This window comes from Methylobacterium sp. Gmos3 (assembly GCF_056430985.1).
The window spans coordinates 205,575-230,937 of the sequence record NZ_JBWJYL010000008.1 but is presented as its reverse complement, the minus strand read 5'-3'; the positions used below and the strand labels follow the sequence as shown (position 1 = coordinate 230,937).

Genomic DNA, 25,363 nt, shown 5'->3' with positions numbered 1-25,363 from the left:
CATGATGCGCTAGAAGCCCGGCATGGCCGCCGCGCAGACCGAACCATCCCCCATGACCGCCGAGGAGGCGCGTGCCGAGCACGCCGACCTCTCGGAGCGGATCGCCGAGGCCGACCGCCTCTACCACCAGGACGATGCGCCGGAAATCTCCGACGCGGATTACGACCGCCTGCGCCGCCGGCTGGAAACCATCGAGGCCGCCTTTCCCGAACTCGCGGGCACCGGCGCCGCCAGCGTTTCGGTCGGCGCCAAGCCGTCCGAAAAGTTTGCCAAGGTCCGCCATGCGGTGCCGATGCTCTCCCTCGGCAACGCCTTCGCCGATGAGGAGGTCGCGGATTTCGTCGCCCGGGTCCGGCGCTTCCTGAACTGGCCGGAGGACAAGCCTCTCGCCTTCACCGCCGAGCCGAAGATCGACGGCCTGTCGCTCTCCCTCCGCTACGAGAAGGGCGCCCTGGTCACGGCGGCGACGCGGGGTGACGGGGAGGTCGGCGAGAACGTCACCGCCAATGCGCTGACCGTGCACGACATCCCCCGCACACTGAAGGGCAGCGGCTGGCCGGATGTCTGCGAGGTGCGGGGCGAGGTCTACCTGTCCCATGCGGATTTCGCCGCCATCAACGCCCGGCAGGAGGCGGCCGGCAAGCCGCTCTTCGCCAACCCGCGCAACGCGGCGGCGGGGTCGCTGCGCCAGCTCGATCCGGCGGTCACCGCCTCGCGCCCGCTGCGCTTCTTCGCCTACGCCTGGGGCGATGTTTCCGATTCGCTGTCGGAGACGCAGACGGGCGTGCTCGAACGCTTCGCTTCCTGGGGCCTGCCGGTGAACCCGCGGACGCGCACCTTCACGGATACGGACGGGATGCTCGCCCATTACCGGGGGATCGCCGCCGAGCGCGCGGACCTCGGCTACGATATCGACGGCGTCGTCTACAAGGTGGACGACATCGCCCTGCAGAAGCGCCTCGGCTTCGTCTCGCGCTCGCCGCGCTGGGCGCTGGCGCACAAGTTCGCCGCCGAGGAGGCGACGACGGTGCTGGAGGAGATCGTCATCAATGTCGGCCGCACCGGCTCCCTCAATCCGCTGGCGAAGCTGAAGCCGGTGACGGTGGGCGGCGTGGTGGTGTCGAACGCGACGCTCCACAACGAGGGCTACGTGAAGGGCGTCGGGGCCGATGGCGAGCCGATTCGCGAGGGCCGCGACATCCGCGTCGGCGACACGGTGACGGTGGTCCGCGCGGGCGACGTCATCCCGAAGGTGATGGACGTCGATCTCACCAAGCGCCCGGCCGATTCGCAGCCCTTCGAGTTCCCCGACCATTGCCCCGCCTGCGGCAGCCGGGCGGTGCGGGCGGTGAACCCGCGTACGGGTAAGCTGGATGCAGTGCGCCGCTGCACGGGCGGGTTGATCTGCCCGGCGCAGGGCGTCGAGCGGCTGAAGCACTTCGTCTCGCGCAACGGCTTCGATATCGAGGGCTTCGGCGAGACCTATATCGAGGTGCTGTTCGAGGCGGGGCTGGTGCATCAGCCCGCCGACCTGTTCCGGCTGGATTTCGACAAGCTGAAGGAGGCCGTGGTGGCGCGGCGCGAGGCGCTCTCCGCCGAGCGGCGGGCCGGGGCCGAGCCGCCGAAGAAAGCGGCCAAGAAGAAGGGCGACGACGAGGACAAGGCGATCAAGAACCTGCTCGCCGGGGTCGAGGCGCGCCGGCCGCTGCCGCTGAACCGCTTCGTGTTCGCGCTGGGCATTCCGCAGATCGGCGAGGCTACCGCCAAGGCGCTGGCCAAGCGCTTCGAGGACATGCCGGCGCTGATCGCGGGGATCGAGGCTGCGTCCGAGGCCCAGGGCGGGCCGGACTGGATCGAGTTCACCTCTGTGCCGCGCATCGGCCCCACCACCCGCGACCGGCTCATGGTGGCGGGGCTTCCCGTCGAGGGGGCCGAGCCGACGCCCGGTGAGCGGGTGCGGCTGACGTCGAGCCAGCGCGAGAGCCTGATCGCCCATTACGGCGACCTGGACGCGGCCCGCGCGGCCCTGGAGCGGGCGGCGGGCCAGCGCCCCGGAGATGCCTACCGCGCCTTCGCCGACGATAGCGAGATCGGTCCCGTGGCGACCGACGCGCTGATCCAGTTCTTCGCCGAGCCGCACAACGCCTCGGCGGTGCGGGAGCTTCTGAAGGAAGTCCGCACCGAGCCGATGGAGCGCGCCGGGTCCGCCAGTGCCTTCGCGGGCAAGACCGTAGTCTTCACCGGCAGCCTGGAGCAGATGACCCGCAACGAGGCGAAGGCCATCGCCGAGCGGCTCGGGGCGAAGGTGTCGGGCTCGGTTTCGGCCAAGACCGATCTCGTCGTGGCCGGGCCGGGCGCGGGCTCCAAGCTGAAGGACGCCGAGAAGCACAAGGTGAAGGTCGTCAGCGAGGCCGATTGGCTGGCGATGGTGGCGGAGGCGTAAGGCGGGGCATGGCGGCATGATCACCCTCGCCCTCGACTTCGAGACCGCCAACGAGCGGCGCGACAGCGCCTGCGCGGTCGGCCTCGCCTGGATCGACGGCGGCCGGGTCGTGCGCCGGGAGAGCCATCTCATCCGGCCGCCGGAGATGCGCTTTTCCCCCGGCAACATCCGCGTCCATGGCATCCTGCCTGCGGACGTCGCGAACCGCCCCGTCTTCGCGGAGGTGATGGCGCCGTTCCTCCCGGATCTCGCGGGCGGGGTAATCCTGGCTCACAACGCCACCTTCGACATCGGCGTGCTGCGCGCGGGGCTGGGCCGCGCCGGCCTGCCCGTGCCGGATCTCGCCTATCTCTGCACGGTGCAGGTGGCCCGGCGGGTGTTCCCGGCGCCGGAGGGCTGCGGCCTCGGCAAGGTCGCCCGGCGCCTCGGCATCACCTTCGAGCACCACGATGCCGGCGAGGACGCCTATGCCTGCGCCCGCATCGCGCTCGCTGCCATGGAGGAGACCTCGGCCACGGACGTGCACGGCCTCGCCGCCGCCATCGGCGTCGCGGTGACGGCGGTGCCGGGGGAATCGGCGCGCTTCGCGCCGGGCCTGGGGCCGATCAGCGGGCGCGCGATGCCGGCCGTCCCGCCGCCGGCTTCGGCCTCGCTAAGCTTCCTGGTGCGCGGCTCCACGGGCAACCGCTACACCGTGACCCTGGAGGAGCGCCGCAGCGGCGTTGTCCTGCGCTGCACCTGCATGGCGGGGCGCTTCGGACAGCGGTGCCGGCACGTGAAGGCGCTGCAGGCCGGCGACATCACCGACCTGCTGTCCGACAACCACGCCGACCTCGCCACCCTCGCGACGCGGCTGGCCGGCGCGGCGTGAGCCGTCAGGCGGCCTGCCTCGCCTCGCCGTAGAAGGTGCCGCCCCGCTGGGCCATCGCGGCGAGGCTGTCGGGCACCGCGAAGCGGGCGCCGTGCTTGGCTTCGAGCCGCTGGGCGAGGGCCACGAAGGCCGGCACGCCCATGAAGTCGATGTAGGACAACACCCCGCCCGTGAACGGCGCGAAGCCGAAGCCGAGGATCGAGCCGACATCCGCTTCGCGCGGGTCGGTGACGACGCCCTCCCCCACGGTCCGCGCCGCTTCCAGCGCCTGAACCACGAGCAGGCGGTTCTTCAGCTCGGGGAAATCGACCTCCTCTGGGTCGAGCCGGTGCGGCTGAAGCTCGGCAAGGCCCGGCCACAGGCGCTTCGGCGCGCCCTCGGGGTAGTCGTAGAAGCCCTTGCGGTTCTTGCGCCCGAGGCGTCCCTGCCCCTCCACCATCCGCGTCAGGATGTCCTTCTGCGCCGGATCGACCGCATCCGCCCCGACCTGGGCCTCCGTCGCATTGGTGATCTTCAGGATCAGGTCGAGGGCAACCTCGTCGTTGAGGGAAAGCGGGCCGACCGGCATGCCCGCCTGCCGCCCGGCGCTCTCGATCATGGCCGGCGGCACGCCCTCGGCCAGCATCTTGTGGCCTTCGAGGATGTAGGCGCCGACGCAGCGGTTGGCGAAGAAGCCGCGCGAATCGTTGACGACGATCGGCGTCTTTTTAATCGCGCGGACGTAATCGAGGGCCACCGCCACGGCCCGGTCGCCCGTGGTGCCGCCCTTGATGATCTCCACCAGCATCATCTTCTCGACGGGCGAGAAGAAATGGATGCCGACGAACAGCTCCGGCCGCCGGGAATGGCGGGCGAGACCGGTGATCGGCAGGGTCGAGGTGTTGGAGGCGAAGACCGTATCCGGCCCGATCACGGCCTCGATCTTGCCGATCACCTCGGCCTTGATCGCCGGGTCCTCGAACACCGCCTCGATCACGAGGTCGCAGCCTTCGAGCGCGGCGTAATCCGCCGTGGCGGTGATGCGTGCCAGCAGGGCGTCGCGGTCGGCGGTCTTGGCGCGGCCCTTGTTGATCTGGCCGGTGATCAGGGCGTGGGCATGGGCCTTGCCCTTCTCGGCGGCCTCGATGCTCCGGTCGATCAGCACGGTCTCGAACCCGGCCTGCGCGGTGACGTAGGCGACGCCCGCGCCCATGAAGCCGGCGCCGACCACGCCGACCTTGCGCAGGCTCGCCGGCGGCACGTCCTTCGGCCGCCGCGCGCCCTTGTTCAACTCACCCATGGAGAGGAACAGGGTGCGGATCATCGCCGCCGCCTCCTTGGTGCGGAGGATCTGCGCGAAGTAGCGGCTTTCGACCTTGAGGGCGAGGTCCATCGGCAGCTGAAGCCCCTCGTAGACGGAGTTGAGGATGGCCTTCGCGGCGGGGTAATTGTCGTGCGTCTCGCGCCGGTAGATCGCGTTGGCGGCGGGCCAGACCTGCATCCCGGCCGGCGAATAGACCTTGCCGGAGGGCGCCTTGAACTTCGGCGCGTCCCAGGGCGCCACGGCCGAACCGCCGTCGCGGATCCAGGCCTTCGCCTGCGCCACGATGTCGGCCACCGGGGCGACGGCGTGGATGAGGCCCATGCCCTTCGCCATCGGCGCGCGGATCTGCTCGCCCTTGAACAGCATCTGCAAGGCGTCGCCCGTCTGCATCAGCCGCGCGACCCGCTGCGTACCGCCGCCGCCGGGGAAGAGCCCGACCTTGATCTCGGGGAGGCCGACGCGGGTATGGGGGGCGTCCGACGCGATCCTGTAGTGACAGGCGAGCGACAGTTCGAACGCGCCGCCGAGGCAAAGGCCGTGGATCGCCGCCGCGAAGGGCTTTCCGCAGGTCTCAAGCCGCCGGAACAGCAGGGTGAGCCGACGCGATTGCTCGAAGAAGCGGCGCATGGCCGCCTCCTCGCCCTCCTCCGCGCGCAACGTCTCGTAGGCCGCGCGAAGGCCCTGGAGCATGGTGAGATCGGCGCCCCCGGAGAAGTTCTCCTTGCCGGTGGCGATCACGCAGCCCTTGATCGCCGGGTCCGAAGAAACGGCGTCAACAATGGCCGACAATTCGTCCATCACCGCCTCGGTGATGACGTTCATGGAACGGCCCGGCATGTCCCAGATGGCGAGCGCGATCCCATCGGCGTCTGCTTCGAAGCGAAAGTAATCTAGATTCATTGTGACGCTCCTGAGAGAGTATCGCCATTCGAATACATGCCAGCCGTCTTTAATCGACTGGTGAGAGTTTCCCGGTCATGATCGCCGTCGGCGGGGGCAGTGGCTGGATCTAAGTATGACATCGACCCAAGGATGCGCCGCCTGCCGGGATGGCGCGCCGCTCCCCTTCACCTTCACCATGGCGTTCCAGCCGATCCTCGACCTCGCGACGGCGCGGATCTGGGGTTACGAAGCCCTCGTGCGCGGCACCAATGGCGAGCCGGCGGGCGCGATCCTCTCGCAGGTGAACGACGAGACCCGCTACCGCTTCGATCAGGCGGCGCGGGTGAAGGCCATCGAACTCGCCGGGCGACTCTTCCCGGCCGATGACGACGTGCGCCTGTCCATCAACTTCATGCCGAACGCGGTCTACGAGCCGAATGCCTGCATCCGCGCCTCGCTCGAGGCGGCCCGGCGCGTCGGCTTCTCTCACCGCCGGATCATGTTCGAATTCACCGAGAACGAGCGTTTCCGGGACATCGAGCATGTGAAGCGCATCGTCGCCGCCTACCGGAAGCAGGGCTTCATGACGGCGCTCGACGATTTCGGCGCGGGCTTCGCCGGCCTGAGCCTCCTGGCGAATTTCCAGCCGGACCTGATCAAGATCGACATGGACGTGCTGCGCGGCATCGACGGCGACGCCCGCCGGCAGGGTATCGTGGCGGGCATCGTCGGCATCGGCCGCTCGCTCGGCGTCGCGATCCTCGCGGAGGGGATCGAGACGGAAGCCGAGCTCGACGCGGTGCGGTCGCTCGGCATCGATCTGGTGCAGGGCTACCATTTTGCCCGTCCCCTCATCGAGGCGCTGCCCGTGGTGCCGGGCATGGCGCCGGGTTCCGTCGCGCAGGCCGCGTAACGGTACGCCGGAGCCCGCCCGGTCGCCATGGGCCGGGCTGACCTTATTTCGGCGCGGGCGCCGGAGGCGGGACCGGCACCGGCGGCGAGCCGGGCGGCTGGTTGTCGGTCGCCGAGGCCACGGCCAGCATGTTGAGCAGCTTGGTGACGGAATTCTGCGAGATCGCCGTCACCGCGGAATTCGGGTCGGCGTTCATGGTCTGGAACTTCTCGTAGACCGGATCGGAATAGATCTCGTCGAGATGCTTCAGCTCGGTGAGGCTGAACTTCTGCGCGTATTCCTTCGACAGCCCCTCGACCATCAGGGCGCGCTGCTTCTCGAACTCCGCGTTCAGCTCCTTGCGCACCGACTCGGCGCGGGCCTCCGGCATCGCCGCCGTGGTCTTCTGGAGGGCGACGTTGAAGCCGGTCTGCAGGTTCTTGATCAGGGTCTTGTTGACGAGCTTCGTCGCCTCCGCGACCCGGTCGCTCATGTCGTCGGCGCGGGCGGCGAGCGGCGCGGAGAGCGCGACGCCGAGGCAGAGGGTGGCGATCAGGCGGTTCAAGGTCATTCCTCCCGTTTGATGTCGGATGCCGGCGAAGGGTCGAGCGACTCGCCGGGGCGCGGCGTTCGTGTGGGTCGAAAACGGTGCAGCCGCAAGTCCTTGACCTGCTGCGTTCAGACGCGCTCGATGATCGTGGCCGTGCCCATCCCCGCGCCGATGCACAGGGTGATGAGGGCGCGTTCCTTGCCGGTGCGCTCCAGCTCGTCGAGGGCCGTGCCGAGGATCATCGCGCCCGTCGCGCCGAGCGGATGGCCCAGCGCGATGGCGCCGCCGTTCACGTTCACCGCGTTGGGGTCGAGGTCGAACGCTTGGCAGAAGCGCAGCACCACGGCGGCGAAGGCCTCGTTCACCTCGATCAGGTCGATGTCGTCCAGCGTCATGCCGGCGCGGTCGAGCACCTTGCGGGTGACGTCGACCGGGCCGGTGAGCATGAGCGCGGGATCGGAGCCAATATTGGCGAAGGCGCGGATCCGCGCGCGCGGCTTGAGGCCCGCCGCCTCGCCGGCCTCCTGCGAGCCGATCAGCACGGCCGCCGCCCCGTCGACGATGCCCGACGAGTTGCCGGCGTGGTGGACGTGGTTCACGAACTCGACATCGGGGTGGGCGTCGGTGGCCACCGCGTCGAAGCCGCCCATCTGCCCCATCTGGACGAAGGACGGCTTGAGCGCCCCGAGCGACTGCATGTCGGTGCCGGGCCGCATGTGCTCGTCCCGGTCGAGGAGGGTGATGCCGTTCACGTCGCGCACCGGCACGACGGAGTGGTCGAACAGGCCGTGTTCCCAGGATTGCGCAGCCAGCGCCTGCGAACGCACGGCGTAGGCATCGCACTCCTCGCGGCTGAAGCCGTACTTGGTGGCGATGAGATCGGCCGAGATGCCCTGCGGCATGAAGTAGGATTTCAAGGCGATGGCGGGGTCCACCGGCCAGGCCCCGCCCGAGGCGCCGATGCCGATGCGGCTCATGGACTCGACGCCGCCGCCGACCGTCATGACGTGCTGCCCCGACATGACCTGCGCGGCGGCGAAGTTCACCGCGTCGAGGCCGGAGGCGCAGAAGCGGTTGATCTGCACGCCGGGGACATGGATCCCGTAATCGGCCACTAGGGCGGCGGCGCGGGCGATGTCGCCCCCCGCCTCGCCGACCGGATCGACGCAGCCGAGGATCACGTCGTCCACCAGCCGCGTGTCGAGCCCGTTGCGGTCCTTGAGGGCGCGCAAAGCCGTCTCCGCCAGGCGCAGGGCCGTCACCTCGTGGAGCGCGCCATCCGCCTTGCCGCGTCCACGGGGCGTGCGGACGTGATCGTAGATGAAAGCTGTCGGCATCGGCGTACCCTCGCGCTCTCTCCGCCTCTCGGCGATGCGGACTTACAGGTCCGTTCTCGTTTGTTCCAGCCCGGCCGCCAATGCGGTCACTCTCGCGAGGACGGTGGGATGTGGGCTTCGTCAGCCGCGCGCCTCGGCGATCGCCTTCGTGAAGGCCTCCGCCACGAGGAGGCCGTCATAGCCGATGGAGGCCAGCTTGAAGCCCATCGCCAGCATCTCGCCGGCACGGGCCGGGCCTGCTGCGAAGGCGCAGGGAATCTTGCCCGCCGCGAGGGTGACGCGGACGATCTGGTGCAGGGCCTCCGTCACTGCGGTGCCGTTGGGGTCGAAGGCGGCGCCGTTCGACAGGGCGATGGACAGGTCGCCGGGGCCGACGAGAATGCCGTCGATGCCCGGCACGCGGAGGATCTCGGGAAGGTTGGCGATGGCCTCGCGGGTCTCGCACATGGCGATGGTCATGGTGCGGGCGTTGGCCTCAGTCAGATAATCCTGCGGGTCCGCGAGGCCGGTGAACCACATGGACCGGTCCGGCCCCCAGCTGCGCTGGCCCATGGGCGGGAACTTCGTCGCGGCGGCGAGGGCGCGGGCATCCTCCACCGTGTTGATCATCGGCGCGACGATGCCCGCCGCGCCTACGTCGAGCATCTTCGACGCCATGGCGAAATCGCCGACCGCGATGCGCACGAGGCCGGGCTTGCCCCACAGCGCCAGCTCCGTGAGCCCGGCGGTGCAGGTGGCAACGTCGTAGGTGCCGTGTTGCTGATCGAGGAGCACCACGTCGAAGCCCGCCCGCGCCATCAGCCCCGCCAGGGCGACATCCGCGAGGCAGGACCACCCGAGGAGAAGGCCTCCCTTGACGCGCAGCATGTCGGGCAGGCTCGGCACGGGTGCGGTCACGGCGGGTTCCTGGATTGTCGGTCGTTGCGGAGAGGATAGGCAGGCGAGGCCCTGCCGGTCCAGCGCCCGCGAGAGTTGAAACGCCTCAAGTTCGCCGGGTTCTCAACCGATCCTTAACCTTGCTCAAGCCTTAAAATCCGGCGGACCGACGAACGACGCGGCAAGCGCCCGGCCCTTACTTTCGACAGATTCACGGGCGATAGCATTGATATCGCTCGCACTTCCGGCGCCCGTGGCACTTCTGCCGGGCGCGCCGGCTCGGAGCAGGAGACTTCGACGGATGAACCCAGCCGATGCGATGCAGGCCGCCGCGCCCGTGGCCGACATGAGCCTGCTCGGCTTGTTCCTCCAAGCCCATATCGTCGTGAAGATCGTGATGATCGGTCTGCTCAGCGCCTCGGTGTGGTGCTGGTCGATCATCGTCGACAAGACGCTCCTGTTCCGCCGCATCCGCAGCGAGATGGACGCCTTCGAGGACGCGTTCTGGTCCGGCCGCTCCCTGGAGGAGCTGTTCCGCTCCTTCAACGACCGTCCGGCCACCGGCCTCGCCGCCGTCTTCGTCGCCGCGATGCGCGAGTGGAAGCGCTCCTTCGAGGGATCGGGGCGTCAGGTCCAGTCGCTTTCCCAGCGCATCGAGAAGCAGCTCGACGTCACCATCCACCGCGAGGTCGAGCGGCTCGAATCGCGCCTGCTGTTCCTCGCCTCCATCGGTTCGGCCGGCCCGTATATCGGCCTGTTCGGCACGGTGTGGGGCATCATGACCGCCTTCACCTCGATCGCGGCGTCCAAGAACACCTCGCTGGCCGTGGTGGCGCCGGGCATCGCGGAGGCGCTGTTCGCCACCGCCATCGGCCTGTTCGCCGCCATCCCCGCGGTGCTCGCCTACAACAAGCTCCAGGCCGAGGTCGCCAAGGCGCAGTCGCGCCTGGAAGGCTTCGCCGACGAGTTCTCCGCGATCCTGTCGCGGCAGATCGACGAACGCCTGTCGCTGGCCGCCTGAGGAGACCGACCGATGGCCATGGCGGCAGGGGCTGGACAAGGCGGGGCGAAGCGGCGGCGCAGGCGCGGCCGTCGCGGCGGCCCGATCAACGAGATCAACATGACGCCGTTCATCGACGTCGTGCTGGTGCTGCTCATCATCTTCATGGTCGCCGCGCCGATGATGACGGTGGGCGTGCCCCTCGACCTGCCGCAATCCTCGGCCTCGCCCCTCAATTCCGACGTGAAGCCGATCACCCTCTCGATCCGGCAGACCGGCCAGATCTTCCTCGGCGAGGACGAACTGACCGACGACAGCATCATCGCCAAGCTCACCGCCGCCGCCAAGAATGGCACCGAGGATCGGGTCTTCGTGCGCGGCGACAAGCGGGTCGATTACGGCCGCGTCGCCCAAGTCATGGCCATCGTGACGGGCGGGGGCTTCCGGCACGTCGCCCTCGTCACCGAGCCAGAACACTAAGGGGACGCGCTGCCTTGGCGATCTCCTTGCCCACGTTCGACCGCCGGGAACCCGGCGTGTGGATCTCGGCCGGCACCCACGTGGCGCTGCTCGGCTTCGTCCTGCTCGGCATCGCCGCGCCCGCCCTGCCCGAGGCGCAGGAAGGCGTGCCCGTCGAGGTCATCACCGAGAACCAGTTCTCCGAACTCACCAAGGGCGAGCGTCAGGCCGAGAAGCCGATGCCGAACGCGCAGACCCGCGCGGACAAGCAGGCCGAGAAAATCGAGGATCGCGAGCCCGAGAATTCCAAGACCGACGCCCCCACGGCGCCGAAGCGCACCGCCGAGATGAAGCTCGCCAACGCGGACGAGATGCCGCTGCGCGCCGATCCGGAGGCGAGCGAGGCCGAAACCGCCAAGGCGGCCAAGGCGGCCGAGGAGAAGCGCGAGGCCGAGAAGGCGAAGGCGGCCGAGGCCAAGGCTGCCGAGGCCAAGGCTGCCGAGGCTAAGGCGGCCGCCGCTGCGAAGGCTGCGGCCGAGAGCAAGGCGAAGGCCGAAGCCGCCAAGGCCGCCGAGGCGAAGGCCGAGGCCGAGAAGCGCGAGCAACTCGACAAGCTGATCGAGCGGCAGGAGGCGGAAGCCGCCGCGCAGGCCAAGGCCGAAGCCGCCAAGAAGGCTGCCGACGCCAAGTCGAAGGCCGAGGCCGCCAAGGAAGCGGCCAAGAAGGCCGCCGACGCGAAAGCTAAGGCCGAAGCCGAGGCCGAGCGCCAGAAGGAGATTGCCGAGGCCAAGGCCGAGGCGGAGCGCGAGAAGGCCGAAGCGGCCGCCGAGGCGAAGGCCAAGGCGGAAGCCGCCGCCAAGGCCGAGGCCGCCGCCAAGGCGAAGGCCAAGGCCATGGCGGATGCGAAGGGCAAGGCCGACGCGGAGGCGAAGGCGCGCAAGCAGGCCGAACTCGCCGACAAGTTCAACGCGGGCGACATCCGCTCGGCGCTGAACTCCAAGGCTGCCTCGCAATCGACCGGCGCCACCGGCCACGCCGTGCAGAAGGTCGCCGCCCTCGGCGCCGCGACGGGCAACGCCCAGCGCCTGTCGCCGTCGCTGCGCGACGCGCTGGTCGGAATGCTGCAACAGCAGATCGAACGGTGCTACTCGGCGCCCCCCGGCGCGGCCCAGGGCGTGGTGCTGCCGGTGCTCGATATCCGCCTGAATCCCGATGGGTCGCTCAGCACCGAGCCGCGCATCATGCGTGGCGGCGCCAGCTCCGTCGATCAATCCATCGCCCAGGCTGCGCTCAGGGCGGTGAGGCGGTGTGCGCCCTACCGCATACCGGCGACCTACGCGCCGTATTACAACGACTGGAAAGCGATCAACGCGGAGTTCGAGTTCACGGCGACTTGACCGCCGAGGCCCGCGCCGTCGCCGCCCCTCCCCCGTCTGACCACGACCGAGACGATGATCGACAGCCCGACCTGCCGGCACAGCACCTCGCTGCGAGCCTCCTTCCTGGCGCTCCTCGCCTTTCTCGCCTTGGCCCTCGGCTTCGCGGGGCCGGCGCAGGCGCAGCTTCAGCTGCGGATCGGCGGTGGCAACTTCCAGCCGCTGCCCATCGCCATCGCCGATTTCGGCGGCGATCCGAGCCTCGGCGGGCTGCTCAGCGGCGTGGTGACGAACAACCTGCGCCGCTCGGGTTACTTCGCCCCCCTCGACAAGGCGCGCTTCCCCGAGAACCCGCCCTTCGATGCCGCCCCCAACTTCGAGAAGTGGCGGTCGACCGGCGTGCAGGGCCTCGTGACCGGCCGCGTGGTGCGCGACGGCGGCGGACGCCTGAAGGTCGAGTTCCGCCTGTGGGACGTGACCTCCGGCCAGCAGATGATCGGCCAGCAATACGCCACCGATCCGGCCAATGCCCGCCGTGCCGGGCACCTGATCTCGGATCAGGTCTACACCAAGATCACCGGCCTCGGGCCGTGGTTCGACAGTCGCATCGCCTTCGTGGACGAGACCGGCCCGAAGGAGAACCGCCGCAAGCGCCTGATGGTGATGGACCAGGACGGCGCCAATGTCCGCGCCATCACCACGGGTGAGATGTCGATCGTCGCGCCGCGCTACTCGCCGAGCACGCAGGAGATCGCCTTCATGGCGCAGGCCGCCGGCCACCAGCCCCGCGTGCAGGTGATCAACCTCGAGACCGGCTCCCGGCAGGCCTTCGGCTCGGTCGATTCCATGAGCGCCAGCCCGCGCTTCTCCCCCGATGGCCGCCGCCTCGTGATGAGCGTGCAGCAGGGCGGCAACGCCGACATCGTGACGATGGATCTCGCCTCGAAGGCGCAGAAGCCCATCACCAGCGGGCTCGCCATCGACACCTCGCCGACCTACTCGCCGGACGGCAGCCAGATTGCGTTCGAATCGGATCGCGGCGGCTCGCAACAGGTCTACGTGATGGGCGCGGACGGCTCGAACCCGCACCGCATCACCTTCGGCGCCGGCTCGGCCTCGCAGCCGGCGTGGTCGCCGCGCGGCGACCTCATCGCCTATACCCGCCAGCGCAACGGCGGCTTCGCGATCTGCGTCGCCAAGACGGACGGGACCGGCGAGCGCGTGCTCACCGAGGGCTTCCACAACGAGAGCCCGTCCTTCTCGCCCAACGGCCAGTACGTGGTGTTCTTCCGCGATCCCGGCGGCCAGGGCGGCGGCAAGCTGTTCATGGTCGACATCACCGGCCACGTGGAGCAGCCGGTGCCGACGCCGGCCTATGCCTCGGACCCGACGTGGTCGCCGCTCCTGGCGGGACGCTGAGCGCCGCCCGCCCTTAGGTCTGTGTGAGCAGCCTGTCCCGGGCCCGCAAGGCCGGGAACAGGCGGCCCCAGAGCACTGCGATCCCGACCGTCGCGATGCCGCCGAGGACCACCGCCGGCACGGCGCCCACGGCCGCGGCCAGCACCCCGGATTCGAACTCGCCGAGTTCGTTCGAGGCGCCGATGAAGACGGTATTCACCGCCGCCACCCGGCCGCGCATGGCATCGGGCGTCTCCCCCTGCACGAAGCTCTGCCGGACATAGACCGAGATCATGTCGGCCGCGCCCGTGACGAACAGGCAGGCCATCGAGAGGGGCAGCGAGGTCGAAACACCGAAGGCGATGGTGGCGAGGCCGAACACCATCACCGCGCGCAGCATCCGGATCCCGGCATGGCGGCGCAGGGGGTGGGACGCGAGGACGAGCGCCATCGTCACCGCCCCCGCCGCCGGCATGCTGCGCAGGAGGCCGAGGCCCAGCGGGCCGACGTGCAGCACGGACGCCGCATAGATCGGCAGCAGAGCCGTCGCCCCGCCGAACAGCACCGCGAACAGGTCGAGACTGATCGCCCCCAGCACGACGGGTTGGGACCGGATGTAGCCGATGCCCGCGAGCAGGGTCTGCCACGTCACCTTCGGCCGCTCCGTCACCGTTGCCGGCCGGTGCCGGATGAGGGCGACGGCGAGGCTCGCCAGGGCGAAGCTCGTCCCCGCCGCCGCGAAGACGACCTTCGGTCCGAACGCGTAGAGCAATCCGCCGAGCGCCGGCCCCATCACCGAGGCGGTCTGCCAGAGTGAGGCGTTCCAGGCGATGGCCGAGCCGAAGAGCGGCCCCGGCACGAGCGTCGGCAGCAGTGCCTGTAGCGCGGGGTTAGCGAAGGCGCGTGCCGTGCCGACGATCACCACGAGGGCATAGACCGGCCAGATCATGGTCGCCCCGCTCAGGGCGTAGGCGAGGAGGCCGAAGCTCGCGACGGCCTGCAATGCGAAGGCGGCCGAGCCGACGATGCGCCGTTCATAGACATCGGCCACATGGCCGCTCACCAGAGCGCTCAGCATGGCGGGCAGAAAGCCGGCGAGCCCGACGAGGCCCAGCGCCAGGGCGGAGCGGGTCAGGTCGTAGACGAACCAGCCGATCGCCACCGCCTGCATCTGATAGGCGAGGCCGGTGAGGAACCGGGCCGTGCCGAAGAGCCGGAAATCGCCGTTGGCGAAGACGGCGTAGCCGGATTTCGTGGTGTCGGACATCCGCCTTCCGTGGAAACGGGCCGGGCATGTCGGGCGCGGCCACAGGGGCCGAGTGCGCCGACATTGTTTCGGCATCACATCAATCGCGCGCTCAGGCGATCGAGATCCGCGAAAACTCGCGGCGCGGCTCGGGCCGGGGTTCGTCCGGCACGTGGAGGGGGAAGATGCATGTCACGCAGGTGCCGACACCCTGCTCGGTCTCGAGTTCGATGCGGCCGCCATGCAGTTCGACGAAGGAGCGGACGATGGAGAGGCCGAGGCCGACCCCCCGGTGGCGGGTGCCGCGCGTATGGCTCTCGAACCTGTTGAAGACGAGTTCCTTGACCTCCGGCGACATGCCGACCCCGTGGTCGCGCACGCTGAGGACGAGGTCGCGGGCGGAGCGCCGGGCGGTGATCTCGACCCGCTGTCCGGGATCGGAGAAGCCCACGGCGTTGGAGAGCAGGTTGAACAGGATCTGGCGAATGCGTTTCCCGTCCGCCCGGACGGTGCCGATATCCTCCGGCACATCGACGGCGAGGCCGATCCGCGCTTCGGCCAGCCGGTCCTCCAGCCCGCGCACGGCGGCCTCGACCGTGGCGTGGACGTCCACATCTTCGCGCTGCAACTCCAGCGATCCCGCGTCGATGGAGGCGAGGTCCAGGATGTCGTTGATCATCACCAGCAGCGAGCCGGATGAGCGCATGATGTGATCGGCATATTCGCGCTGGCGGGTGTTGAGCGCGCCCACCGTCTCGTCGCCGAGCAATTGGGTGAAGCCGATGATGTTGGTGAGGGGCGAGCGCAGCTCGTAGGACACGTGATGGACGAAGGTGTCGCGCAGTTCGGCGGCCTTCTCCAGCGCCTCGTTCTTTTCGGTGAGCATCCGCTCGACATTCACGCTGGCCGTGACGTCGATGAGGGTCAGCAGGGTCGCACCCTCGGGCAGGGGCTGGGTCGCGCAATCGAGGACCGTGCCGTCGACCATCTCGATGCGCCGGGCCAGCGCCGCGCGGGCTTCGAGCCCGACGACCGCATCGCGGATATCGAGCCACATGGTCTCGGCCGGGGCAAAGGCCTTGCAGCGCAGGATGACGGAATCGACGTGCGGCTTCGCGTCGATCATCTCAGGATCGAGGCGCCAGATCGTCGTGAAGGCGCGGTTGGCGAGTTGCAGGCGCCCATCCGCTCCGAACACCGCCACCGGCTCGGCCAGGGTATCGAGGGTCTCGGCCTGAAGCCGGCGCAGGGCGTTGTAGCGCGACTCGGCGTTCAGCCGGTCGGACACGTCCTCGAACAGGTAGGTCAGCCCGCCCTGCGGGTTCGGATCGGCCACCACGCGGAGCGTCCGGCCATCGGGCAGATACCACCACGCCTGATGCGCCTCGGCGGCGCGATAGGCGGCGAGGACGCCGTGTTTCCACGTGCGGAAATCGGCATGTTCCTCCAGCTTCCGCTGCGAGCGCAGCAGGTCGAGGATCTCGCCGTCCGAGGGGCGGCTGTCGAGGAAGGCCGGATCGAGATCCCAGAGGGCGCGGTAGGCCGAGTTGTGGAAGATCAGCCGCTGGCCCACGTCGAACATCGCCACAGCGGTGGGCAATTGGTCGAGGGTGCGGGCGTTGGCGTTCATCTGCTGCTGCAGGTCGGCGCGAACGCTCTCCAACTCGGAGACGTCCACCGCCATGCCGACGCGACCGCCCTCAACGACGGTCTCGTACACGTCGAGGACGCGGCGGTGGCCGGACATCACCGCCGAGACGCGCGGCGCCCGGCGCGGGCCTCCGGCGGCGAGCACCGCCTCCTCGCGGGCGATGGTCTCCCGCGCCGGCCGGTCGAGAAGTTCGATCCCGGCATCGATCACGGCTTCCCGGCTCGCGGCTTCCACGGCGGTGACATAGGCGGCGTTCACCCAGGCGAGCCCGCCATCGCGGTTCCGCCGCCAGACCGGCTGCGGGATCGCATCGAGCAGGTTCGCAAGCGCCGAGAGGCCGCGCCGCGTCTCATCGAGGGTGATCCGCAGGTCCGAAATCTCGCGCCGCTCGGAGGTGGTTTCGCGCAGGCGCAGCAACGCGCGGCCCGCCACCGTCCGCCCCTGGGCGTCGATGTTGCGACCGCTCTGGGTGCGCAGGTCGAGGGTGAAGCCGGTGCCGCGGGAGAGCAGCGTGTCGAGGGCGGCTTCGACCGCCTGGGCGTCGGCGGGCATGAGCCACGCGCCGAAGGCGAGCACCCGGCGGGCGGAATCCGCGACCACCCGGTCGCCGTTGAGGGCGATGCCGACATCGCCCTCGATCATCGGTTCGCTGTTCTCGTCCCAGGTGATGACGACCTGCCGGTCGGCATGCAGCAGCATTTCGGCGCGGTCATGCGCGCCGCGCAGCAGGTTGAGGGCGGCGACGAGGTCCTGCTCGCGCCGGGTCCAGCGGGCGCGCTCGTAGAGATAGAGAAGGGCGACGATCACCGCGAAGGCGACGAGACCACCGAAAACCGCAAGACCTGCGACGCCGTGCATCTCCCGGGGCGCGTGGACCGCCGGGACGTCCTGCATTTCCGCCAAGGCCGCGCCCGCCGCGAACAGCGCGAGAATCCCCACGCCGACCCGCAGCCGCGCCGCACGTCCGACCTGCATTCGCCCTGCCCCCATGCTCTCGTCACCGCCGGCGTGCGCCCGGGCGGTGCGAAACGCACCCTGCCGCGGAAGCCCTCTGGCGGGGCCGCCGCGGTACGCTCCGTCACTGAGTCGCGAGCACCTTACCGTGGGGGGGATTCCCGCCGGAAGGAGAACGAAGCGTGGCTTTGGCCGTGGCGGGTAAATCCGCCGTTAACGACACTCAGAAGACACACTTCGCGGCACCGAATTGGGCTTGACAAACGAAGGGCCCGGCGCAGCGCGCCGGGCCCCAATAGTGTGATGCGCGCGAGGCTTCTAGTAGCGGTAGTGCTCGGGCTTGAACGGCCCGGTTTCCTTCACGCCGATATAGGCAGCCTGATCCGGCCGAAGCTTCGACAACGTCGCGCCGACCTTCGCGAGATGCAGGGCGGCGACCTTCTCGTCGAGGGCCTTCGGCAGGGTGTAGACCTGCTTCTCGTACTTGCCCGGGTTGGTCCAAAGCTCGATCTGGGCCAGCGTCTGGTTGGTGAACGAGGCCGACATCACGAAGGACGGGTGGCCCGTCGCGTTGCCGAGGTTCACGAGGCGGCCCTCCGACAGGAGGATGATGCGGTGGCCGTCGGCGAACTCGATCTCGTCGACCTGCGGCTTGATGTTGTTCCACTTCAGGTTCTTCAGGCCGGCGACCTGAATCTCGTTGTCGAAGTGGCCGATGTTGCAGACGATCGCCCGATCCTTCATCGCCCGCATGTGGTCGAGGGTGATGATGTCCTTGTTGCCTGTGGCGGTGACGAAGATGTCGGCGCGCGGGGCAGCGTCTTCCATCGTCACGACCTCGTAGCCCTCCATCGCGGCCTGGAGCGCGCAGATCGGGTCGATCTCCGAGACCATGACGCGGCAGCCGGCGTTGCGGAGCGACGCGGCCGAGCCCTTGCCCACGTCACCGAAGCCCGCGACCATGGCGACCTTGCCGGCCATCATCACGTCGGTGCCGCGACGGATGCCGTCGACCAGCGATTCCTTGCAGCCGTAGAGGTTGTCGAACTTCGACTTCGTGACCGAGTCGTTCACGTTGATCGCCGGGAAGAGCAGCTTGCCCTCCTTGGCCAGCACGTAGAGGCGGTGAACGCCCGTGGTCGTCTCCTCGGAGACGCCCTTGATCGAGTCGGCGAGGCCGGCGAACCAGCCCTTCGGCTTCTCGGCGAGCTTCTTCTTCAGCAGGGCGAAGAAGATCTCCTCCTCCTCGGATTCCGGCTTGTCGAGGAAGGCGGTGTCGCCGTTCTCGGCGCGCAGGCCGAGGTGGACGAACATCGTGGCATCGCCGCCGTCGTCGAGGATCATGTTCGGCATCCCGCCGTCATGCCAGTCGAACAGGCGGGAGGTGTAGTCCCAGTACTCTTCCAGGGTTTCGCCCTTCACGGCGAAGACCGGGATGCCGGCGGCGGCGATGGCGGCGGCGGCGTGGTCCTGGGTCGAGTAGATGTTGCAGGAGACCCAGCGGATGTCGGCGCCGAGCGACTTCAGCGTCTCGATCAGCACCGCCGTCTGGATGGTCATGTGCAGCGAGCCGGCGATCTTGGCGCCCTTCAGCGGCTGCTTCGCGCCGTATTCCTCGCGGACCGACATCAGGCCCGGCATCTCGGTCTCCGCGATCGAGATTTCCTTCCGGCCGTAATCGGCCAGCCCGATATCCTTGACGACGTAATCCTTGGCCATGCGGCTCTCCTCGTTCGCGTTGCGATCCGGCCGGTGGCCTACCACTTCGCGAACGAGGAAGCAATCAAGACATAAAGATGTCTTTATGCGTTTGGGCGGCTACCCTTCGCTCAACGGCTCGGGCGGGCGAGCCAGCCGATGCCGAAGGCCACGGCCGCCACCAGGGCGAGGGTCGTACCGCGGTTGTCGTCGGCCCGGCGGGCGAGGCTGCGCCCGTGATGCACGGCGCGCGAGCGGACCTGGCGTCCGCGCTCGTAGGCCTCGTCGGCCAGGGCCTCGCCACGGGAGCGGGCCTCCTCATACAGGTGCTCGCCGTCGCGGCGCAGATCGTGCGCGGTCTCGCGGGCGCGGCCATAGGCGTACTGGGCGGCGCCGGCCGCCTGATCCAACGCGCCTTCGACCTGCCGGCCGGGGGCGCCGCGCAGCGCACCGGTCGCGGTCTTCACACGGCCGCGCAGGTGGCGGATCCCGCCTTCCAAGCGATCACTGTTCATTCGAAATCCCTCCGTTCGGCGGCCCCGCCACCTCCCCTGACGGGAAGGCGGAACGGGCCGCAGGCTCTTCAGGCGACTCGAACGACGGGGGACGGCCTAGGTTCCGTTGCGGCGCAACGCTTCAGATCTCTATTTCGGTGCCGACTTCCACCACCTGACGGGTCGGTACGCCGAAGAAAGCGCCTGTACGCTCGGCATTTCGCTGCATGAAGGCGAAAAGATTCTCGCGCCAGATAGCCATGCCGCGCCGGTCGTTCTTCGGAATCACGGTCTCGTGACCGATGAACACCGTAACGTCTTCGACGCATTGCGGCGGAAGCAGCCCGTCCCGCACCGCGCAAGCGATGCCCTCGGGAATCGACGCCTCCTCCATGAAGCCGTAGCGGAGCACCACCCGGAAGAAATCCGGCGCCAGCACACTGACATGGGCGCGCTCCTCAAGGGGCACGGTCGGCGTTTCCTCGTAGAGGGCGGTCACGATGAGCACGCGCTCGTGCAAGGCATGGCTGCGGTCCACGAAGCGGGAGAGATGCAGCGGGATGCCGTGAACGGCCGATGAGAGGAAGGCGGCGGTCCCCGGCAGGCGGGTGAGCCGCTGGTGGCCGAGCCCCTCAAGGAAGGTATCCTCCGGCTGGCGCAATCCGGTGCGTGCTTCCTCCACCAGCATGTTGCCCTTGCGCCAGGTGAGCATCATCAGCGCGACGATCCCTGCGAGAACCAGGGGAAACCAGCCGCCCTCCATGATCTTCACGCTGTTGGCGCCGAAGAAGACGAGGTCGATGGCGAGGAAGAAGCCGTTCACCGCCACCACGGCGATGGGGTTGTAGCCCCACTTGAGCGCGATGAGCGCGGCGAGCAGCGTGGTGATCGCCATGAGCATCGACACGGCGATGCCGTAGGCCCCGGCCAGGGCGTCGGACGAGCCGAAGACCACGACGGCGACCAGGGTCGCGATGGCCAGCAGCCAGTTCACGGCCGGCACGTAGATCTGGCCGCGCTCGTCATGGGCGGTCTGGACGATCCGCATGGTCGGCAGGAAGCCGAGCTGGATCGCCTGCTGCGTCAAGGAGAACACGCCGGAGATGATCGCCTGGGATGCGATGATCGTCGCGAGGGTGGCGAGCCCCACCAGGGGGATGTGCGCCCAATCCGGCGCGAGGCGGAAGAACGGGTTCTCGATTGCATCCGGTTCGGCGAGCAGCAGGGCGCCCTGCCCGAAATAGTTGAGCACCAGGGCGGGCAGAACCAGGGCGAACCACGCCGCGCGGATCGGCTTGGCACCGAAATGGCCGAGATCGGCATACATCGCCTCGCCGCCCGTCACCGCCAGGAACGCCGCCCCGAGCATCGCGAAGCTGACGCCCCAGCCGGCATGGAACAGGAAGTCGACCGCCCTCAACGGGTTGAGGCCCTGGAGGATCCGGGGCTCGTGCAGGATCGAGCCGATGCCCAACAGTGCAAGGGCACCGAACCACAGCAGCATGACCGGGCCGAAGATCCGCCCGATGCGCGCGACGCCCTGGAACTGGACCGCGAACAGCCCGACGAGGATCACCAGGGTGATCGGCACAACGTAATGGCCGAGGCTCGGCGCATCGACCTTCAGCCCCTCCACCGCCGAGAGCACAGAGATCGCCGGGGTGATGGCCCCGTCGCCGTAGAGAAGCGCGGCGCCGACCAGCCCGACGACGAGAAGCAGCGCCTGCGGTGTGCCGGGCCTCGCCTGACGCGCGCCGAGCAAGGCCAGCATCGCGACGATGCCCCCCTCCCCCCGGTTGTCCGCCCTGAGAATCAGGATCGCGTATTTCAGCGAGACGATGAGGATCAGCGACCAGAAGATCAGCGAGACCGCACCGGTCACCGCCAGCGGCGTGGCCGTGCCCCCGCCGGCCGCCTTCACCGCTTCCTTGTAGGCATAGAGCGGGCTGGTTCCGATATCGCCGTAGACGACACCCAGCGCTCCCATCAGGAGCGCCGGGCTCATGCGCCCGCCCATGGGGGATGTCGGCTTTGCGGAGGCGGCGTCGCTGGCCGTGGCGAGGGAAGAGCTCAACGGACCTCCGGGAGTATGCACGGAGGCCGCGTGCCTCAGCGCACATCAGCTAAGCGATGGAATGTCACCGTCCAGCGACGCCAGGGCGCCATACCGATATTAATTGGGGAATTGTCGCGCCTGCCGATTTTTCGTCGGCGCGCTGCCGAGGACGATGGCGCTTAGAACAGACCCGTCAGCATCTCGGGCGCAGGCGCTCCGCGTCCCATGCAGACGACCGGGCAGGCGATGCGGCGGCGGATCGCCTCCGCCACCGTGTCCGGTGGAGTGGGTGCGCCTTCGCTTTCACTGACGACGACGGCCCGCAACGCGACCCCGCGCAGCCGCAGGACTTCGGCCGCCGTGAGGGCATGGCTGATGGCGCCGAGATAGCTGCCGGACACCAACACGACGGGGAGTTTCAGGGCCTCGATCCAGTCGAGCCCGGTCGCCTCGTCCGTGATCGGGCTCATCAGCCCGCCGACCCCTTCGATGACCACCGGACAATCCGAGGCCGCGATCCGGTCGCGGCACCAGCCCGCGATCTCATCGAGCGAGACCTGGCGCCCTTCGAGGGCGGCGGCCTGATCGGGGGCCAGCGGCGCGGTGAACCGCCAGGGAGAGCAGGCGGTGACGGTCTCTTCCGTGACGGGCAGGCCCTGCGCCGCCAGCAGCCGCGCCGTGTCGCTCTCCGCGAAGGCGGGATCGTCCCAGGCCGCGACGCCGCTCGCCAGCGGCTTGAGGGCGAGAACCGGCCCGTTCGCGCGAAGGCGACGCGTCAGCGCCGCCGTCACGTAGGTTTTGCCGATCTCGGTCCCCGATCCGGCGACGAAGATCGCCTTGTGGCTCACGCCTGGTAGCTGCCGTGGCAGTGCTTGTACTTCTTGCCCGAACCGCAGGGGCACGGCTCATTGCGGCCGACGCGACCCCAGGTCGATTCGTCGGTCGGGTCACGCTCCAGCACGGCGGTGTCTGCGGACAGCGCCTGCGCGGCGTAGCCGTAGGCCGGGCCGCCTCCCCCATCGCTGCCGCTGCCGCCGGCATAGGCCATCTCGTTCTCGCCGGTGACGGGATCGAGGTGCTGGGCGAACATCGGCGGAAGGGCGGGGCTCTCCATCGGAGGGGCGTCGTCCTGCTGGAACATCACCTCGATGCGCGAGAGCTGGCTCGTCACCTGCCCGCGGAGGTCCACGACGAGGCTGTTGAACAGCTCGAACGCCTCGGACTTGTACTCGTTCAGCGGATCGCGCTGGGCGATGCCGCGCCAGCCCACCACCTGCCGCAGGTGATCGAGCGTGACCAGATGCTCGCGCCACAGGTGGTCGAGTGTCTGGAGCAGGACCTGCTTCTCGATATAGGCCGAGACCTCCGCGCCGTTCTTCTCGACGCGCTCCTGATAGGACTCGTTGGCGAGCTTGGTCAGGCGCTCGCGGATCTCCTCATCCGCGATGCCTTCCTCCTTCACCCACTCCTCGGCGGGGATATCGAGGTTGAGGCTCTGCTTGGCGGCTTCGCGAAGGCCCTCGGCATCCCATTGCTCGGCATAGGTATCCGGCGGGATGTGGCGGGTGACGAGATCCTCCACCACGCCCTCGCGCATGTCGTCCACGGTCTCGCGGACGCTGTCCTGGCCCATGAAGTCGCGACGCTGTTCGAACACGACCTTGCGCTGGTCGTTCATCACGTTGTCGTACTTGAGCACGTTCTTGCGCATGTCGAAGTTGCGCGCCTCGACCTTCTGCTGCGCCTTCTCGATCGCCCGGTTGATCCAGGGGTGGATGATCGCCTCGCCCTGCTCCAGGCCGAGCTTCTGCAGCATCCCGTCCATGCGGTCGGACCCGAAGATCCGCATCAGGTCGTCCTTTAGGGACAGGTAGAATTTCGAGCGGCCGGGATCGCCCTGGCGGCCGGAGCGACCGCGCAGCTGGTTGTCGATGCGCCGCGATTCGTGGCGCTCGGTGCCGATGATGTAGAGGCCGCCGGGCAGGTCCTTCTTGCGGCCCGCCGCCGGGTCGGCCGGCTCGCCGGAGGCCAGCACCTTGGCGCGGTTCTCCGCGATCTCGGCCTTGATCGCCTCGATGGCGGCGTCGCGCTCCGGCCCCTCCGGCACCCCGGCGAGTTCCTTCTCGACCCGCATATCGACGTTGCCGCCGAGTTTGATGTCGGTGCCGCGACCGGCCATGTTGGTGGCGATGGTGATGGCGCCCGGCACGCCGGCCTCGGCGACGATATACGCTTCCTGCTCGTGGAAGCGGGCGTTCAGCACGGCGAAGCGCTTGGTGATGCGGCCCTCGCGGGCGGCGGCGTAGACGTCGGTGAGGGCGTTCGGATCGGAATAGTCGAGCGGCTTGTAGCCGGCGTTCACCAGCATCTCGGCGAGGTATTCGGACTTCTCGATCGAGCCGGTGCCGACCAGGATCGGCTGGTGGCGTTCATGCGCCTTGCCGATTTCCTTGATGATCGCCTGATACTTCTCCTCGACGCTCCGATAGACCTCGTCGTCCTCGTCGACGCGCTCGATCTCCTTGTTGGTCGGGATGTCGACGACTTCGAGCTTGTAGATCTCGGCGAACTCGTCGGCCTCGGTGGAGGCCGTGCCGGTCATGCCGGCGAGCTTCTTGTAGAGGCGGAAGTAGTTCTGGAAGGTGATCGAGGCGAGCGTCTGGTTCTCGGGCTGGATCGTCACCCGCTCCTTGGCTTCGAGCGCCTGGTGGAGACCTTCCGAGTAGCGCCGGCCCTGCATCATGCGGCCGGTGAACTCGTCGATGATCACCACCTCGTCGTTCTTGACGATGTAGTCCTTGTCCTTCGTGAACAGGGTGTGGGCACGAAGCGCCTGGGTCACGTGGTGGACCAGGGTGACGTTGTGCGCGTCGTAGAGGTCGCCCTCGCTGAGGATGCCGGCCGCGCGCAGGGCATCCTCCACGAACTCGTTGCCCTCTTCGGTCAGCGAGACGGTGCGCTGCTTCTCATCGAGATCGTAGTGCGAGGGGTCCAGCAGCGGCATCACGCCGTCGACGGCCACGTAGAGTTCCGAGCGGTCGTCCACCGGGCCGGAGATGATGAGCGGCGTGCGCGCCTCGTCGATGAGGATCGAGTCGACCTCGTCCACGATCGCGTAATTGTGCCCGCGCTGCGACAGCTGGGCCATCTCGTATTTCATGTTGTCGCGCAGGTAGTCGAAGCCGAACTCGTTGTTCGTGCCGTAGGTGATGTCGCAGGCGTAGGATTGTTTCCGCTGCTCGTCGTCGAGGCCGTGGACGATGGTGCCGACGGACAGGCCGAGGAAGCGGTAGACGCGGCCCATCCACTCGGCGTCGCGGCTGGCGAGATAGTCGTTCACGGTGACGACGTGGACGCCCTTGCCCTCCAGGGCGTTCAGGTAGACCGGCGCCGTGGCGACGAGGGTCTTGCCCTCACCGGTCTTCATTTCCGAGATGCCGCCCTCGTGCAGCACCATGCCGCCGATGAGCTGCACGTCGAAATGGCGCTGGCCGAGGACGCGCTTGGCCGCCTCGCGAACGGTGGCGAAGGCGGGGACGAGGATGTCGTCGAGGCTCTTGCCGGCGGCCAGCTCGGCCTTGAGCATGTCGGTGCGGGCGCGCAGCTGCTCGTCGCTCAGCGCCGCGATCTCGGGCTCCAGGGCGTTGATTTGCACGACACGCGGGCGGTAGCCCTTCACGCGGCGGTCGTTGGAGGAGCCGAAAATCTTCTTGGCGAGCGAGCCGAGCATCGTAAACCTGCGGACGGGCGTGCCCGCCGACGGACGTGACGTCGCGGGCCGGCCTGGGCGGAATGGGGCGGCTTATAGAGGTAAACATCGCCCGGTGCACCTGAAAGAGGCGGGGCCCGGATTGGTTGCCGATTATGGCTCCGCTTG

General features: G+C 68.8%; 18 protein-coding genes. 7 read left to right on the top strand and 11 right to left on the bottom strand.

Annotated elements, in window-relative coordinates:
- Positions 1-22 precede the first annotated feature (22 nt).
- Together ligA and ACS5Q7_RS18265 are read left to right on the top strand one after the other, a co-directional pair.
- Complete coding sequence (gene ligA / locus ACS5Q7_RS18270) at positions 23-2,443, top strand: NAD-dependent DNA ligase LigA (RefSeq protein ID WP_478340687.1); 2,421 nt, start codon at positions 23-25, stop codon at positions 2,441-2,443.
- A gap of 16 nt (positions 2,444-2,459) precedes the next feature.
- Positions 2,460-3,314, top strand: a complete 855-nt coding sequence (locus tag ACS5Q7_RS18265) for a 3'-5' exonuclease (RefSeq protein WP_478340686.1) — start codon at positions 2,460-2,462, stop codon at positions 3,312-3,314.
- A gap of 4 nt (positions 3,315-3,318) precedes the next feature.
- Here the strand turns inward: ACS5Q7_RS18265 and ACS5Q7_RS18260 are convergent, their stop codons facing one another.
- Complete coding sequence (locus ACS5Q7_RS18260; protein ID WP_478340685.1) at positions 3,319-5,517, bottom strand: 3-hydroxyacyl-CoA dehydrogenase NAD-binding domain-containing protein; 2,199 nt, start codon at positions 5,515-5,517, stop codon at positions 3,319-3,321.
- A gap of 115 nt (positions 5,518-5,632) precedes the next feature.
- On the opposite strand from ACS5Q7_RS18260, the gene ACS5Q7_RS18255 reads away from it, so the two are divergent.
- Positions 5,633-6,412: an EAL domain-containing protein gene (locus ACS5Q7_RS18255; RefSeq protein WP_478340684.1), complete on the top strand. Its 780-nt coding sequence runs from the start codon at positions 5,633-5,635 to the stop codon at positions 6,410-6,412.
- Between the two features lie 43 nt (positions 6,413-6,455).
- Here the strand turns inward: ACS5Q7_RS18255 and ACS5Q7_RS18250 are convergent, their stop codons facing one another.
- The 3 genes from ACS5Q7_RS18250 to ACS5Q7_RS18240 all read right to left on the bottom strand — a co-directional run bounded on the left by ACS5Q7_RS18250 (position 6,456) and on the right by ACS5Q7_RS18240 (position 9,175).
- Positions 6,456-6,956, bottom strand: coding sequence for a DUF2059 domain-containing protein (locus ACS5Q7_RS18250; protein WP_478340683.1), 501 nt, complete (start codon positions 6,954-6,956; stop codon positions 6,456-6,458).
- 113 nt (positions 6,957-7,069) lie between these two features.
- The gene (locus ACS5Q7_RS18245) at positions 7,070-8,278 is read right to left on the bottom strand and encodes an acetyl-CoA C-acetyltransferase (protein ID WP_478340682.1); all 1,209 of its coding nucleotides are present in this window, start codon (positions 8,276-8,278) and stop codon (positions 7,070-7,072) included.
- A 120-nt stretch (positions 8,279-8,398) separates the two neighbouring features.
- Positions 8,399-9,175, bottom strand: a complete 777-nt coding sequence (locus ACS5Q7_RS18240) for an HpcH/HpaI aldolase family protein (protein WP_478340681.1) — start codon at positions 9,173-9,175, stop codon at positions 8,399-8,401.
- A 280-nt stretch (positions 9,176-9,455) separates the two neighbouring features.
- Between ACS5Q7_RS18240 and tolQ the strand changes: the two genes are divergently transcribed.
- Genes tolQ through tolB form a run of 4 tightly spaced genes read left to right on the top strand, consistent with a single transcriptional unit; the run spans position 9,456 to position 13,408 of the window.
- Entirely contained in the window at positions 9,456-10,175 is a 720-nt protein-coding gene (tolQ, locus tag ACS5Q7_RS18235) for a protein TolQ (RefSeq protein ID WP_243957291.1), read from the top strand.
- Between the two features lie 12 nt (positions 10,176-10,187).
- Positions 10,188-10,634 (top strand): ExbD/TolR family protein, encoded by a 447-nt coding sequence (locus tag ACS5Q7_RS18230; RefSeq protein ID WP_478340680.1) that lies wholly within the window; start codon positions 10,188-10,190, stop codon positions 10,632-10,634.
- 14 nt (positions 10,635-10,648) lie between these two features.
- Positions 10,649-12,010 carry a cell envelope integrity protein TolA gene (gene tolA, locus ACS5Q7_RS18225; protein WP_478340679.1) on the top strand — a complete coding sequence of 454 codons (1,362 nt, stop codon included), beginning with the start codon at positions 10,649-10,651 and terminating at the stop codon, positions 12,008-12,010.
- 54 nt (positions 12,011-12,064) lie between these two features.
- Complete coding sequence (gene tolB / locus ACS5Q7_RS18220) at positions 12,065-13,408, top strand: Tol-Pal system beta propeller repeat protein TolB (RefSeq protein ID WP_478340678.1); 1,344 nt, start codon at positions 12,065-12,067, stop codon at positions 13,406-13,408.
- Between the two features lie 13 nt (positions 13,409-13,421).
- Here the strand turns inward: tolB and ACS5Q7_RS18215 are convergent, their stop codons facing one another.
- From ACS5Q7_RS18215 to secA, 7 genes are all read right to left on the bottom strand, one after another.
- Positions 13,422-14,654, bottom strand: a complete 1,233-nt coding sequence (locus ACS5Q7_RS18215) for an MFS transporter (protein ID WP_478340677.1) — start codon at positions 14,652-14,654, stop codon at positions 13,422-13,424.
- 91 nt (positions 14,655-14,745) lie between these two features.
- A complete protein-coding gene (locus ACS5Q7_RS18210) occupies positions 14,746-17,259 on the bottom strand; it encodes a sensor histidine kinase (protein WP_478340676.1) in 2,514 nt (837 codons plus the stop codon).
- 297 nt (positions 17,260-17,556) lie between these two features.
- Entirely contained in the window at positions 17,557-18,957 is a 1,401-nt protein-coding gene (ahcY, locus tag ACS5Q7_RS18205) for an adenosylhomocysteinase (RefSeq protein ID WP_478340675.1), read from the bottom strand.
- Positions 18,958-19,067: 110 nt separating this feature from the next.
- On the bottom strand, positions 19,068-19,451 hold the full coding sequence (locus tag ACS5Q7_RS18200) for a CsbD family protein (protein ID WP_478340674.1): 384 nt from the start codon (positions 19,449-19,451) through the stop codon (positions 19,068-19,070).
- A 121-nt stretch (positions 19,452-19,572) separates the two neighbouring features.
- Complete coding sequence (locus ACS5Q7_RS18195; protein ID WP_478340673.1) at positions 19,573-21,504, bottom strand: potassium transporter Kup; 1,932 nt, start codon at positions 21,502-21,504, stop codon at positions 19,573-19,575.
- Positions 21,505-21,665: 161 nt separating this feature from the next.
- Positions 21,666-22,334, bottom strand: a complete 669-nt coding sequence (gene bioD, locus ACS5Q7_RS18190) for a dethiobiotin synthase (protein WP_478340672.1) — start codon at positions 22,332-22,334, stop codon at positions 21,666-21,668.
- A complete protein-coding gene (gene secA, locus ACS5Q7_RS18185) occupies positions 22,331-25,216 on the bottom strand; it encodes a preprotein translocase subunit SecA (RefSeq protein ID WP_478340671.1) in 2,886 nt (961 codons plus the stop codon). Before secA ends, bioD begins: the two co-directional genes overlap by 4 nt.
- Positions 25,217-25,363 lie beyond the last annotated feature (147 nt).

Coding starts and splice junctions, on each gene's coding strand:
- tolQ (WP_243957291.1), top strand. CDS start 9,456: ATGAACCCAGCCGATGCGATGCAGGCCGCCGCGCCCGTGGCCGACATG.
- ACS5Q7_RS18230 (WP_478340680.1), top strand. CDS start 10,188: ATGGCCATGGCGGCAGGGGCTGGACAAGGCGGGGCGAAGCGGCGGCGC.
- ACS5Q7_RS18265 (WP_478340686.1), top strand. CDS start 2,460: ATGATCACCCTCGCCCTCGACTTCGAGACCGCCAACGAGCGGCGCGAC.
- tolB (WP_478340678.1), top strand. CDS start 12,065: ATGATCGACAGCCCGACCTGCCGGCACAGCACCTCGCTGCGAGCCTCC.
- ACS5Q7_RS18200 (WP_478340674.1), bottom strand. CDS start 19,451: ATGAACAGTGATCGCTTGGAAGGCGGGATCCGCCACCTGCGCGGCCGT.
- ACS5Q7_RS18245 (WP_478340682.1), bottom strand. CDS start 8,278: ATGCCGACAGCTTTCATCTACGATCACGTCCGCACGCCCCGTGGACGC.
- ahcY (WP_478340675.1), bottom strand. CDS start 18,957: ATGGCCAAGGATTACGTCGTCAAGGATATCGGGCTGGCCGATTACGGC.
- ACS5Q7_RS18260 (WP_478340685.1), bottom strand. CDS start 5,517: ATGAATCTAGATTACTTTCGCTTCGAAGCAGACGCCGATGGGATCGCG.
- ACS5Q7_RS18215 (WP_478340677.1), bottom strand. CDS start 14,654: ATGTCCGACACCACGAAATCCGGCTACGCCGTCTTCGCCAACGGCGAT.
- ACS5Q7_RS18255 (WP_478340684.1), top strand. CDS start 5,633: ATGACATCGACCCAAGGATGCGCCGCCTGCCGGGATGGCGCGCCGCTC.
- ligA (WP_478340687.1), top strand. CDS start 23: ATGGCCGCCGCGCAGACCGAACCATCCCCCATGACCGCCGAGGAGGCG.
- secA (WP_478340671.1), bottom strand. CDS start 25,216: ATGCTCGGCTCGCTCGCCAAGAAGATTTTCGGCTCCTCCAACGACCGC.
- ACS5Q7_RS18210 (WP_478340676.1), bottom strand. CDS start 17,259: ATGCAGGTCGGACGTGCGGCGCGGCTGCGGGTCGGCGTGGGGATTCTC.